Origin of the sequence: Emticicia sp. CRIBPO (assembly GCF_009905725.1) — a bacterium.
GTDB lineage: Bacteria > Bacteroidota > Bacteroidia > Cytophagales > Spirosomataceae > Leadbetterella.
In genome coordinates, this window is record NZ_JAAAKV010000018.1 from 1 (window position 1) to 13,511 (window position 13,511).

Here is a 13,511-nt window from a genome sequence, read left to right on the forward strand (position 1 = left end):
GAATTACGCCGTCCGGTGCGTCTGGAGACGCGGGACAGCTGGCTAAAAGCTCGGACGGATACTTTCGAAACTTCATCATTGATGCTTTACGTGTAATAAGAGCCCCTTGGCTTATCTTCGAAGCTTTCTCCTCTTCCTCATGACCCTCATGGTAGCTCAATGGAGGGCCCCGAAGTGGCTGATCTGGCCAATGCAAACATTTTTATAAGCCTTTTTGCCTCAGACAGGCCCTCTTGACTTCGGTCAGAGACCGAATTACGCCGTCCGGTGCGTCTAGAAGACGCTGGACAGCGGCATAAACGGAAAAAGGAAGACCAAGTCCTCCTTTTTTCATTCTCCTTACTGCTTTCTCCAGCCATTAAACCACTTTAATCTCCAACAGCAGCTCAGATAAATACTCTTGACTTCGGTCAGAGACCGAATTACGCCGTCCGGTGCGTCTGAAGACGCGGGACAGCGGCATAAACGGAAAAAGGAAGACCAAGTCCTCCTTTTTCCATTCTCCTTACTGCTTTCTCCAGCCATTAAACCACTTTAATCTCCACCAGCAGCACAAACTCATCCATTTCGATTTCTGCTTTTTCTGCCAGTGTATCCACGATGTCAAGGCTTACGGCCTGAACTTCCTGGCTGATATAGGCCTGGTTGGCCGAGATAGCGGCTATCAGCTCTTCATTATTATTTTCCAGCCGGATGCTGATTTTATCAACTACTTCAAAACCGTTGTCCTTACGGTAATTCTGAACACGGTTGACGAAATCACGGGCGATACCTTCGTTTTTAAGTTCTTCGCTGATGCTCACGTCCAGGGCAACGGTCAGACCGCCATCCTGTGCAGTCAGATAGCCTGGTAAATCCTCTGTCAGGATTTCCACATCCTCGATCGCAATCTTTCCTACCGGCAAATCGATAAAGCCCTGGGCTTCGATGGTTTTCAGCTGATCACCATTCAATTCACTGATGGCAGCAGCTACTGCTTTCATATCTTTACCAAACTTCGGCCCGAGGGTCTTGAAATTCGGCTTCACTTTCTTCGACAATACGCCCGAGGCATCATCAAGATACTCTACAGCCTTGATGTTAACCTCCGTTTTGATCAGTTCATCTACGTGGCGGATCTGCTCCCTGGTCTTTTCGCTCAATACCGGCACCAGGATTTTTGAGAGGGGCTGACGCACCTTGATCCTGTGGCTCTTGCGGATGGAGTGTACCATTGAACTGATTCTCTGGGCCAGTTCCATAGAGGTTTCCAGCTCTTCATTGATCCATGATTCCTGCACAACAGGGAAGTCGCTCAGGTGAACAGAAACCTTATCTGATTTCTCGCTCAGGTTTTTATACAACCAGTCGGCGTAAAACGGTGCCACCGGCGACATCAGCTGGGCAACGGTTTTCAAACAATAAGCCAGGGTTTCGTAAGCAGCCTGTTTATCGCTTTTCTCAGCCTCACCCGCTGAAGGGTTCCAGAATCTTCTTCTGCCCAGACGCACGTACCAGTTGGACAACTGATCACATACATAATCCTGTATGGCTCTGGCGGCTTTGGTAGGTTCGTAGGTTTCGTATGATTCGCCCACTTCCTTCACCAGGGTCTGAAGCCTGGACAAAATCCACCTGTCCAGTTCGGTGGTTTTGCTGAAATCTATATTTCCTGTGGCGGTGTAACCGTCGAGGTTCGAGTATAAAGCAAAGAAATTGTACGTGTTGGTCAGCGTTCCGAAAAACTTGTTTCTGACCTCCGTGATGCCCGCCAGGTCAAATTTAAGGTTATCCCATGGCTGTGCATTGGTGATCATGTACCAGCGGGTCGGGTCGGCACCATAGTTTTTAAGCGTTTCAAAAGGATCGACCGCATTGCCCAGTCTTTTCGACATTTTATTGCCGTTTTTATCCAGCACCAGGCCTGTAGAGACCACGTTTTTGAAGGCCACTGAATCAAACAGCATACCTGCAATGGCATGCAGGGTAAAGAACCAACCACGGGTCTGATCCACACCTTCAGAGATGAAATCGGCCGGATATGATTTGTCGAATATATCCTGGTTCTCAAACGGATAGTGCCATTGGGCATAAGGCATTGCCCCTGAGTCAAACCATACATCGATCAGGTCGGGTTCACGGTAAAGGGTTTTCCCGGTAGCAGAAACCAGGTAGACTTCATCCACAAAAGGTCTGTGGAGGTCCATGGTCTCGCTTTTCACGGCATCCAGAAAAGCATGGTTGCTGGTTAATTCATCATAAGTCAGATGGCCTTTATCCAGTGCATTTCTTACGCCTTCTTCCAGTTCGGCGATGGATCCGATGCATATTTCTTCTCCGTCGTCGTTTCTCCAGATCGGCAGTGGTGTGCCCCAGAAACGCGAACGCGAAAGGTTCCAGTCAACAAGATTCTCAAGCCAGTTGCCAAAACGTCCTGTTCCGGTAGATTCCGGTTTCCAGTTGATCGTCGTGTTCAGCTCTGCCAGGCGGTCTTTCATGGCCGTTGTTTTGATAAACCAGCTGTCGAGTGGGTAATACAACACCGGCTTGTCGGTTCTCCAGCAATGCGGGTACGGGTGATCAAATTTCTGTACATTGAACGCCCTGTTCTCGGTTTTTAGCTTGATGGCAATACGCTCATCCACCGATAAATATTTGTCTCTGCCCTGTTTCTGACGCTCCGCTTCTTTTTCTTCGTCGGTCAGATAGGCTTCTTTTACATATTCTGAAGCATAGTCGGTCACTTCTTTAACAAACCTGCCCCGCTTGTCTACCAAAGGCACATCTTTACCTGTTTCATCTTTGACCATGATGGCAGGGATACCGTTTTGCTGGGCTACCCTGAAGTCATCCGCACCGAAAGTAGGGGCAGTGTGCACCACACCTGTTCCGTCTTCGGTCGTCACAAAGTCACCGGTGATGACCCTGAAAGCAGGAGATTCCGGCTGCACATAAGGCATCAGTTGTTCATAATCTATGCCTTCCAGGTCCGATCCTTTGAAGGTCGTCAGGATGCTCCATGGATTTACTTTTTTATCAGAAGCTGCAAAGCCTTCGAAGTCACCGTCTTTCCCTTTTTCAGAGAAATACTTCCCGATCAGGTCTTTGGCCAATACCACATAAGCCGCTTCGTAAGTATATGGATTGAAGGTCTTTACAAGAGCATATTCTATGTTTTTTCCTACTGTCAAAGCCGCGTTGGAAGGCAAAGTCCAGGGCGTGGTGGTCCAGGCCAGGATGAATACCTCTTCACTGTCTGCTTTCTCAAAAAGGAAGGCTGATTTTTCGTTGTTAATGACCTTAAACTGGGCAGTCATGGAAGTGTCTTTTACTTCATGGTAAGTACCCGGCTGGTTAAGCTCATGCGATGAAAGTCCTGTTCCGGCAGCCGGAGAATAGGGCTGTATGGTGTACCCTTTGTAAAGCAATCCTTTTTTGTAAAGCTCTTTCAGTAAGTACCATACGCTTTCAATGTATTTGTTTTCATAAGTGATATACGGATTCTCAAGGTCTACCCAATATCCCATTTTCTCGGTCAGTTCATCCCATTGGCTGGTAAATCGCATGACCGTTTCGCGGCATTTTTTGTTGTATTCTGCCACCGAGATTTTCTTGCCGATATCATCTTTGGTGATGCCGAGTTCTTTCTCTACCTGGAGTTCTACGGGCAGACCGTGGGTGTCCCAGCCTCCTTTCCTTTTGACCTGGAAGCCCTGTAAAGTCTTGTAACGACAGAAAATATCCTTAATCGTTCTGGCCATGACGTGGTGAATGCCGGGAGTTCCGTTGGCCGATGGCGGCCCCTCAAAAAACGTGAAAGTTTCTTTTCCTTCCCTGATTTCGACGGACTGGTTGAAAATGTCGTTGTCCTGCCAAAATTTCAATATTTCGTCTGCTATTTCTGCGTAACTGACCGATTTGTACTCTGGATAATTCATATCGTTAATGCTAAAATGGGATTGGTCGCAAACCCTGGTTCAAAACAAGCCGCAAAGATAACAATTTTAAGGCCATGAAAGAACAGAAAATTAGTGTTTGATCTGTTTTTTGAAAATAATGCGGTAGATTTGCAGTCTTCATCTTTATCCTTATCAGCAAATGATAAACAGCCTTTTATATAATCTGTCCATTCATTGTCTTTCCTGGGTTTATCAATTAGCCTCTGTCTTCAATCCGAAAGCAAAAAAATGGCTTGACGGCCGGGAGATTACCGAAGAGGTGCTGGATGAAATCTCGGTTTTCAGATCCATCCATCCGCAGATAGATTTTGCCTGGTTTCATTGTGCTTCTCTGGGTGAATTTGAGCAGGGAAGGCCCGTCATTGAGGCGTTTAAGAAGGATTATCCGGAAGTTAAAATCGTGCTGAGTTTCTTTTCTCCGTCGGGTTATGAAGTCCGTAAAAACTATGCCCAGGCTGATTATATCGTCTACCTGCCGACCGATACACCGGAAAACGCCAGGAAGTTTGTGGGAATCATTCAGCCCAGGATTGCATTTTTTGTCAAGTATGAGTTCTGGTCCAATTTCCTGAAAGAACTGAAAGCCGCCGGAGCTAAGACCGTGGGGTTTTCGGTCATACTCAGACCCGGACAGATGTTTTTTAAGCCTTACGGCGGATTTTTCAGAAGTATTTTGTTTCGTTTCGATCATATTTTTGTGCAGAACAAAGAGTCAGGAGATTTACTTCAATCCATAGCCTACGACCGTTATACCCTGGCCGGAGATACCCGTTTTGACAGGGTGGCGGAGATTGCGGGTTCCGTCAGGGAGATTTCAGTGGCTCAGCGTTTCAAAGCTGGCCGGCAGACGATGGTGATCGGCAGTGCCTGGGCAGAGGACATGAAGGTGCTGATCCCGTTGATGAACAATCATCCGGAACTGAGCTTTATCGTGGCTCCCCATGAAATCAGCGGGCAGGAGATCATCGCCTGGCAGTCTGAAATCAAATCAGCTACTGTTAAATACTCTGAAATTCAGCCTGATACAGATATCAGTCAGGCACAGGTCTTATTTATCGACAATGTGGGTATGTTGTCGTCCCTCTATCAGTATGCCGACTTTGCCTATATCGGCGGGTCTTTTGGTAAAGGCCTGCACAATACCCTCGAAGCCGCGGTTTTCGGAGTGCCTTTGTTTTTCGGGAATAAAAATTACACTAAATTCAGAGAAGCACTTGATCTCATAGAAGGTGGCTCGGCCTTTGCTGTTGGAGACATCCGGGAGCTTGAAAACCTGATGACCGGTTTTCAAAAAGACCCCAAAATCTACTCAGAAGCTTGTAAATCGTCATCTTCATACATCAAAGACCATGTAGGGGCAACCGCCAAAATCATGCAATACATACGTCAGGCTCTTTGATTTTTTACTATCTTTACCATTACAACCTGACAAATTTGTAAAAAATTAACGATGAATATTTCAATCATAGGGACAGGCAATCTTGCATGGCACCTTTCCCAGGCACTTGAACAGGCAGGATACAGAATTGCCGAAATTTATGGAAGAGATGTAGCCAAAGCCATACATCTGGCGGGCTTGCTGTACAGTGCCGAAGTTAAAAACGACCTTGATTTTTCTGAAAGTAATTCCCAGTTGTTTATCATCGCAGTCTCAGACGACGCCGTTCTGGGAGTTTGTGCTAAGATGTTACTGCCTGAAAATGCCATTGTGGTCCATACTTCCGGAGCAAAATACCTCAGTGAAATGCAGCAGGCTTTTCAGATCCACCATGACCTGCCTGTTAATTGCGGCGTGTTTTATCCGCTGATGACCTTTACCAAAAACAGGAGAATAGAGTTTGCCCATATTCCGCTTTGTATTGAAGCCGCCGACGAAAAAACAGAAGCTTTTCTTGTCAAGGTAGGCAGTGCCATGTCAGATGCGATTTACCTGATCAGCTCGGAAGAACGCAGGGCCCTGCATGTGGCCGCCGTGTTTGCCTGTAACTTTACCAATCACTTATGGGGCCTTGCCAAAGAAATTGTCGAATCGGAAGATATGGAGTTTGACATCCTCAAACCGCTTATTTCAGAGACTTTCAACAAAGCCATCTTAGCCACTCACCCGGCGGATGTTCAGACGGGTCCGGCAGTAAGAGGCGACCAGGCCACGGTTAAAAAACATCTCGAATACCTGGCGGATGACGACGACCTGAGGAAAGTGTACCAGACGATGACCGACAGCATAAGAGACTGGCACGGAGAATAATAGGTTTTTATCGACTTATTCTTTAGATTTGTGGGAACTCAACAAGTAAATTAATCTGATACTTTATACAATTTAATCTCTTTGAAATCTTTTAAAAGATGATACGAATAAAATATTTGTGTAAATTGCCTTCAGAATTTTAACAACAGATGCTTCCTAAGATAATAGCTATTTCCAATCAGAAGGGTGGAGTCGGTAAAACCACCACTGCTGTGAACCTGTCCGCAGGTTTTGCTGCAAGGGGCTATAAAGTGTTGTTAATAGACACCGATCACCAGGCCAGCTGCTCCGTGGCCCTGGGCCTCAAACAGGATTTCGACAACAAAAGTATTTATGCCGCATTGGTGGGCCTTGCCCCGATTCAGGATTGTATACTTGCTTCCGGATATAAAAACCTTGACATTATTCCCTCAACCCCGCATTTGGTAGGAGCTGAAATTGAACTGGTGAATGTCACCGAAAGAGAATATATCCTGACCGAAAAGCTGGAGGTCGTCAAGCCGCTTTACGATTTCATTTTCATCGATTGCCCGCCTTCATTGGGGATTGTACCGGTCAACAGCCTCATGGCTTCCGATTCGATCATCATCCCGTTACAGTGTGAGTATTTCGGGATCGAGGGGCTTGAACTGATCCTGGGTACCATCAGGATTATCCAGAAAAGGTTAAAGCCGGAATTGTATGTGGAAGGCGTTTTGCTGACCATGCATGATGAAGACAATGATCTGTCAAACCAGATTCTGGATCTGATGAGGACTAATTTCGAAGATGAAGTCTTTGATACCTACATTCCGCGTGACCCGGCATTTATTGATTCTACTGCCAGCCAGGTTCCTGTTATTTTGTCGAAAGTTCCTTCTGTAGGAGCCAAGGCCTATGATCGTCTGATCCTGGAATTCCTGGAGAAATATAACCTGAATAAAATTAAAAAGAACGGTTCGAGGAAGTTGAATTGAGGTTCCTTCGTCCTGAGTAGACATCCTTTTCTGTAAAACATGGTGGGAATCTGCCAGGTTCGACATCGTTATGACCCAGAATCCTTACATATCGTTGCTGCGTACTGCCTGGAAATATGCTCAGCATGAACGTAGAAGATACATCCTGATATACCTGATGTTTGCTGTTTCGAGCATCACCTACGGTGTTTTGCCACTTATGTTTGGTTGGTTTATCGACGCCATTCAGCGTGATAATTCCCGTGTGGTCGAATATGCGGGCTGGTATGGGATTGCCTACATGATTCTGAAGCTTTTTGAATGGGCATTTCACGGGCCAGCCAGGGTTTGGGAAAGGCTGCTGGCGTTTAATCTGGGCAGGAATTTTCTGAGGGAGAAGTATCACCAGGCTTTGCATCTGCCGGTAAAGTGGCATCAGGATCACCACAGCGGAGCCACCATTAACAGGATCAGGAAAGCTTACGAAGCTCTTAAAACCTTTTTCCAGAACGGCTTTATGTATTTTTACGCTTTGTCAAAGTTCCTGTTTTCCTTTGTTGCCATTATCTATTATTCTCCCCTTTTCGGCGGGATTGGTGTTTTAATAGGCATTTTTACAGTTTGGGTGATCTTTAAATTCGACAAGCCGTTTATCAAAACACTTGACGAGGTCAATGAAAAGGAGCATGTTATTTCGTCAACGCTGTTTGACAGCCTTTCCAACATCATGACAGTTATTACCTTACGCCTGGAGAAAAGCATGGAAAACGGATTGATGGAAAAGGTGCAGGCGGTTTTATCACCTTTTCGCAGAAATGTGATCATCAATGAAAAGAAATGGTTTTTTGCCGATCTTCTGGTCGCTTTAACTTATGCGGTCATTGCCTTTGGTTATGTTTACCAAAACTGGCACCCCGGTCAGGTATTTTATGTAGGCGGGTTGGTGGCTTTGCTGGGTTATGTCAATCAGTTTACCAGTGTTTTTCATGACGTTGCCTGGCAATATACCGAAATTGTGATGCTTAATACAGATGTGCAAACTGCCCGGTCTATCGGAGAGTCTTATGAAAAGCAGCACAGGCCGGAAGCACAAACAGTTCTTCCGCAGGACTGGAGCACCATCAAGATAGAGGGTCTGAATTTTTCATATCAGGGAGCTTATGACGACGGCCACGCTCCCCAAAGTCTTCATAATATTCATCTCAACATAAAAAGGGGGCAACGCATAGCCTTTATTGGTGAAAGCGGCAGCGGGAAAAGTACGCTTCTGGCATTGCTGAGGGGATTGTATGAAGCCGAACCTGGTTTTGGGTTTTCAGTAGACGGGAAAAAAATGAACATCGCTTCGCTCAACGAAACGGTGACGCTGTTTCCTCAGGAACCGGAGATCTTTGAAAATACGATTGAATATAACATCACTCTCGGGCTGCCGTTTACCGAAACTGAAGTTTGGGAAATGTGCAAAAAAGCCCTCTTCACTGAAACTGCAGAGCAACTGCCCAATGGTCTGAAGTCAAACATTCAGGAAAAAGGGGTGAATTTGTCGGGAGGACAAAAGCAACGCCTGGCTCTGGCCCGTGGAATTCTGGCAGCAGAAAGCAGTCAGGTAGTGCTCTTGGATGAACCCACCAGCAGCGTTGATTCCAAAACGGAGGCCTTGATCTACGAGAGGCTTTTCGAAGCGTTTTCCGATAAGGCCGTCATTTCTTCTCTCCACAGGCTGCACCTGCTCAGACATTTCGATTATGTTTATATACTTGGCAAAGGAAGAGTTGTTGCAGAGGGTACTTTTGAAGAGCTGCGGGCCGGCAATGCAATTTTCCAGGACCTTTGGATGCATCAGGAAAGGTTGAGAACGGATTGAAATTTAATAAAATCAAAGGTGAAGACAGGCATACTCCGGGGGGACACCTGATGTAATTTTTAACCGGGCGTCAACTGAGCAGGTTGCCGATGATATAAAACCAGGTTTTACAAGTCATTTGCCTTGCTGCCCATGATCCTGTTGCCGCTGAGTTGTTCGTATTCTTCTTTCGAGACAGAGAAGCCATCGAATTCGGCGAAGCGGGTATATTTTCCGACAAATCTCAGGTTGACATTGTCCACAGAGCCACTCCGGTTTTTGGCAATGATGACCTCGGCCATACCCTGGGTACTTTCTCCAGTTTCTGTTTCGGTAATCTGGTAGTATTCAGGACGGTAAAGGAACATTACCACGTCGGCATCCTGCTCGATGGAACCCGATTCCCTCAAATCCGATAGCTGGGGACGCTTATCACCACCCCTGGTCTCAACCGAACGGCTCAACTGGGAAAGGGCGATCACCGGGATGTTCAATTCTTTGGCAATGGTTTTCAACGACCTTGAGATGGCCGCAATCTCCTGTTCACGGTTCATTCCGGCCTTGCCGTTTCCGGCGGTCATCAGCTGGAGATAATCCACGATCAGCAGTTTGATATTATGGAAGGCTTTCAGTCTTCGTGCCTTGGTTCGAAGTTCAAGTACCGACAAAGCCGGGGTATCGTCAATATAAATAGGGGCAGTCGCCAGGTTGTTGAGCCGCGAGTGCAAGGCATGCCACTCCGGTTCTTCCAGGTCCCCTTTTCTTAGTTTCTGAGAGTCAATCTCTGCTTCGGCAGAAATCAGACGCAGCATGACCTGCTGGGAGGACATTTCAAGAGAGAATAAAGCAACGGGCAATTTAAAGTCGATGGCGGCATTTCTCAATGCCGAAACCACAAACGCGGTTTTACCCATACCCGGCCTGGCCGCGATGATGATCAATTCGGTGTTGTGCCAGCCACCTGTTACCCTGTCGAGTGACGGAAAACCTGATGGACAGCTGGAATCTCCTGCGTCCTGTTCAGCTTTGTTTCTCAGTTCCTGCAGGGTTTTCTGAACCACGAGGCTCAGGTCAGGGATGTTCTTGTTCAGGTTGCCTTCCTGGATATCCCTGAGGCTCTGTTCTGTGAAATCCATGAGGTTGAATACGTCCGTGGTGTCTTCGTAAGCTTTGTCTTTGACATCGGACATCACCTGGATGATCTTCCTCCTGATGGCATACTGGACAATGATCCTGGCGTCCTGCTCAATGTGCGAAACCGTGGTTTTACCCGTCATCCTGGCCAGGTAAGCGGCCCCTCCCACAAACTCCAGTTCGCCTGACTGCCTCAACTGATTGGTGACAGTCAGCAAATCCACCGGTTCTGATTTTCCGAAAAGCAAAAGAATAGCCTGGTAGATGGCTTCGTGCTTTTCAGCAATAAAGCTGTCAGGCTTGAGAATATCGATGACGGCCGTAAGGGCATCTTTTTCTTTGATGACCCCTCCTAAAACACTTGCTTCCAGCTCAATGATATGAGAGGATTGCTGAAATTCGTAAACCTGGTCAGGGTTACGCTTGGCATTGGCAGGTGTTCTTTTTCTCTGTTTCATTCAGCTGGCTTTAACGGTTTTTAAAAACCGGGCTTAAAGATAGCAAATAAAAACGTTTGATAAGATAACCCAAAAAACAAAAAGCCCGCCGAAAATATTTTCAGCAGGCTTTTTGAAATATACGGAGCCGGATCAGATCTGAAAGCAAAAGCTAAACGAGAAATCTACCTTTCCCTTCTCCTTGCTCCTGGCGGTCACGCTGGGCGGGCTTTTTCCCTTACTCCGTTCTCCATACTCCTTATTTAGGATCAAGTCCCTTCGTAATTCTGTTAACCAGGTCCTGAACGTGGTATTTGCTGATTTTATCAGTGATTCTTACTGAAGAACCTTTCAATTCAGCTCTCAACGCTTCCAGCTGAGCTCTGGCGATAGAAGGTAAGTCGGTTTGGTTCAGGTCTACCTGCTTGGTATCAAAACCGTAAGTAACCCCTACAGGAATTGACCTTACCAGGGTTTTGCCCGGTGTCAGTAACACAACAAGTTTGTCGACATAAACTTTCTGAAGGTTACGACGGTATTGGTCGATGGCTGAGCTTGATTTCAGTTCAGAGAAAATACCTGATTTAAGATCGGTCAGGAATTCATCCACTGAATAGTTAGCTGCACTCTGGCTCGATCCTTCCAGTAATCTCACGATTCTGTCACCGGCAAGAAGGTTGCTCAAAGTCTGATCCTGGATAGTTTTTACAAATTCAGTTCCGGCTTCAGGCTTGATTTTGCTCAACACAGTCTGATCAAGCATCCATACGGGAGTTTTGAACAATTGTGCATTTAAGAACGCCACCGCTTCTTTCTGCGTAGCTTTCGGTACATTTTCAAACTGGTTGCCCGTCATGTCGTAGGTCTTAGGATTGTCATAAATACCTCCGACGTTTTTAGTCACGTGACCGATATAACGTCTGTACTGACCGGTTACGTTGGCATATAGTTCATTCAGGTCTTTGTAGCTTTCGCCGTCTTCCTTGCTCCAGTTGATCAGGTTAGGAAGGATTCTCTGAAGGTTTTTGATGCCGTATTCTGAAGCTTTCATAGCGTTGTCGCTCAAATCTTCAGTCTGGTATCTCGGATCATAAGGGCTGATTTCGGTACCGAACCAAAGTCTGTTGTTTTTGTAAGCTTCTTTGGTCATGCCGTTCAGGATTGCCTTTTCCTCAGTGTCGCTTTTCGCATCTGCAAAATACTTGTAACCCCATTCGATAGCCCATTTATCATAGTCACCGATACGTGGGAACAGGTCTTTCACGCCATCTTCAGGCTGAGCCACGTAGTTGAAACGGGCATAATCCATGATAGAAGAAGTATGTCCGTTGGCTGCAGTGTAATCTTTGTCTCTCAGTTTTTCAACCGGGGTGGCCGAGCTGGCTCCCATGTTGTGACGAAGACCCAAAGTGTGACCTACTTCGTGAGAAGACACAAAACGGATCAACTGACCCATCAGTTCGTCCTTGAAGTTTTTGTTACGGGCAGCAGGGTCTACGGCAGCAGCCTGGATCATGTACCAGTTTCTCAATAATCTCATGACGTTGTGATACCAGCCGATGTGACTTTCAATGATCTCACCACTTCTCGGGTCATGGACGTTCGGACCGTAAGCATTCTGGATATCAGCAGCAAAGTATCTGATGACAGAGAATCTTGCATCTTCAAGACTCATGGTAGTATCGCTTTCAGGCCAGTATTCACCTCTGATGGCGTTTTTCCAACCTGCTTTTTCGAACGCGATGGTCCAGTCATCTACCCCTTGTTTCAGGTATTTTCTCCATTTTTCAGGCGTGGCAGGATCGATATAATAAACGATTGGTTTCTTAGGCTCAATCAGCTCACCTCTTTTTTGTTTTTCTGCATCTTCTTTTGACTTAGGCTCCAGTCTCCATCTCACAGCAAATACATCCTGTGCAGAAGATTGTGATTCTTCTTTAAATACGGAATACTGGTTAGCGAAGTAACCCACACGGGCATCAAAGAACCTTTTTCTCATCGGAACTTTAGGCAGCAGGATGAGTGAAGTGTTAAACTCCATTGTCACCACACCTGACTCAAGACTGGCAGGCAGGTACGTACCGATCTGAGGAATCGGGGTCAGTGAAATTCTCGGAGGAACGACGCTGAAAGTTTTGGTAGTTCTTACCTCTACGTTGTTTGGATAGGCACTGATCTTCTGGATGAATGATCTGTCCTTCATGAACGCAGCGATGTTGTATATTTGTTTTGAAATCGGGTCCAGTGAAAATGTCTGATAATCGCCGTCAAAAGTTGAAGTAACGTCGATCACGTAGGCAACTGCTTTTTTCGAAGCAGAGTCTTTTTTAATGGCTTTGATCTCAAAGTTACCGATGATCGGGTCAGCACTTGAATTTTTAACGGCCTGGGCCATCGGCTTGGTGCTGTCCGGAGACATCAATACATAGGTGATTGATCTTAAAAAGATATTATCAGAAGGGCCTTTTTCCCATTTAACCACTTGTCTGTTCACTTCTTCCCCACCAAAAAGTCCGCCACCGGCAGCTGTTTTGGAGAAACGGGTGATCGTCATGATCTCTCTTCCGAACAATGAATCTGGGATTTCGAAAAGCCATTTGTCGTCTACTTTGTGAACGGTAAACAAGCCTTTTTTAGTAACAGCAGTACTGTCTACCACTTCTTTGTAAGGCTTAGGGCCTTTTTTGGGAGCGTCAGGTTTTTTAGCAGGGGCAGCCGGCTTGGCAGCTACCGGGGCAGCAGGTGTTTCTGGGGTCTGGTCTTTTTTCTTTTTTTTCTGAGCCTGTACACCTAGGGCAGCAACAAGCATCAGACACAAAAGAAGCGTCTGTCGAAGTAATTTCATTTTCTAATTTGTTTTTTAATTGATTGAAACTTTATAAGTAAAAGAAGGCCAATTTTGCGAAAAAATATTATAAACGCAATTGCGAAGTAAAAATAATTACAAATGTGACCTGAAAAGATAGTTTTCAGACA

General features: G+C 46.1%; 7 protein-coding genes. 4 read left to right on the top strand and 3 right to left on the bottom strand.

Going from position 1 to position 13,511, the window contains the following annotated elements; all coding sequences use genetic code 11:
- Window positions 1–524: 524 nt before the first annotated feature.
- Window positions 525–3,917, bottom strand: a complete 3,393-nt coding sequence (gene ileS, locus GVN16_RS24975; RefSeq protein ID WP_166566706.1) for an isoleucine--tRNA ligase — start codon at window positions 3,915–3,917, stop codon at window positions 525–527.
- 160 nt (window positions 3,918–4,077) lie between these two features.
- On the opposite strand from ileS, the gene GVN16_RS24980 reads away from it, so the two are divergent.
- The 4 genes from GVN16_RS24980 (at window position 4,078) to GVN16_RS24995 (ending at window position 8,985) form a co-directional block, all read left to right on the top strand.
- Window positions 4,078–5,337 carry a 3-deoxy-D-manno-octulosonic acid transferase gene (locus GVN16_RS24980; protein WP_166566707.1) on the top strand — a complete coding sequence of 420 codons (1,260 nt, stop codon included), beginning with the start codon at window positions 4,078–4,080 and terminating at the stop codon, window positions 5,335–5,337.
- A gap of 51 nt (window positions 5,338–5,388) precedes the next feature.
- Entirely contained in the window at window positions 5,389–6,186 is a 798-nt protein-coding gene (locus tag GVN16_RS24985) for a Rossmann-like and DUF2520 domain-containing protein (protein ID WP_166566708.1), read from the top strand.
- Between the two features lie 149 nt (window positions 6,187–6,335).
- Entirely contained in the window at window positions 6,336–7,142 is an 807-nt protein-coding gene (locus GVN16_RS24990; protein ID WP_166566709.1) for a ParA family protein, read from the top strand.
- A gap of 70 nt (window positions 7,143–7,212) precedes the next feature.
- On the top strand, window positions 7,213–8,985 hold the full coding sequence (locus GVN16_RS24995; RefSeq protein ID WP_166566710.1) for an ABC transporter ATP-binding protein: 1,773 nt from the start codon (window positions 7,213–7,215) through the stop codon (window positions 8,983–8,985).
- 107 nt (window positions 8,986–9,092) lie between these two features.
- Here the strand turns inward: GVN16_RS24995 and dnaB are convergent, their stop codons facing one another.
- Window positions 9,093–10,556 carry a replicative DNA helicase gene (dnaB, locus tag GVN16_RS25000; RefSeq protein ID WP_166566711.1) on the bottom strand — a complete coding sequence of 488 codons (1,464 nt, stop codon included), beginning with the start codon at window positions 10,554–10,556 and terminating at the stop codon, window positions 9,093–9,095.
- Window positions 10,557–10,794: 238 nt separating this feature from the next.
- Window positions 10,795–13,380 (bottom strand): zinc-dependent metalloprotease, encoded by a 2,586-nt coding sequence (locus GVN16_RS25005; protein WP_166566712.1) that lies wholly within the window; start codon window positions 13,378–13,380, stop codon window positions 10,795–10,797.
- Window positions 13,381–13,511 lie beyond the last annotated feature (131 nt).

Bases quoted from the DNA above. Each gene is read 5' to 3' on its own strand.
- ileS (WP_166566706.1), bottom strand. From the start codon at position 3,917: ATGAATTATCCAGAGTACAAATCGGTCAGTTACGCAGAAATAGCAGAC.
- GVN16_RS24980 (WP_166566707.1), top strand. From the start codon at position 4,078: ATGATAAACAGCCTTTTATATAATCTGTCCATTCATTGTCTTTCCTGG.
- GVN16_RS24985 (WP_166566708.1), top strand. From the start codon at position 5,389: ATGAATATTTCAATCATAGGGACAGGCAATCTTGCATGGCACCTTTCC.
- GVN16_RS24990 (WP_166566709.1), top strand. From the start codon at position 6,336: ATGCTTCCTAAGATAATAGCTATTTCCAATCAGAAGGGTGGAGTCGGT.
- GVN16_RS24995 (WP_166566710.1), top strand. From the start codon at position 7,213: ATGACCCAGAATCCTTACATATCGTTGCTGCGTACTGCCTGGAAATAT.
- dnaB (WP_166566711.1), bottom strand. From the start codon at position 10,556: ATGAAACAGAGAAAAAGAACACCTGCCAATGCCAAGCGTAACCCTGAC.
- GVN16_RS25005 (WP_166566712.1), bottom strand. From the start codon at position 13,380: ATGAAATTACTTCGACAGACGCTTCTTTTGTGTCTGATGCTTGTTGCT.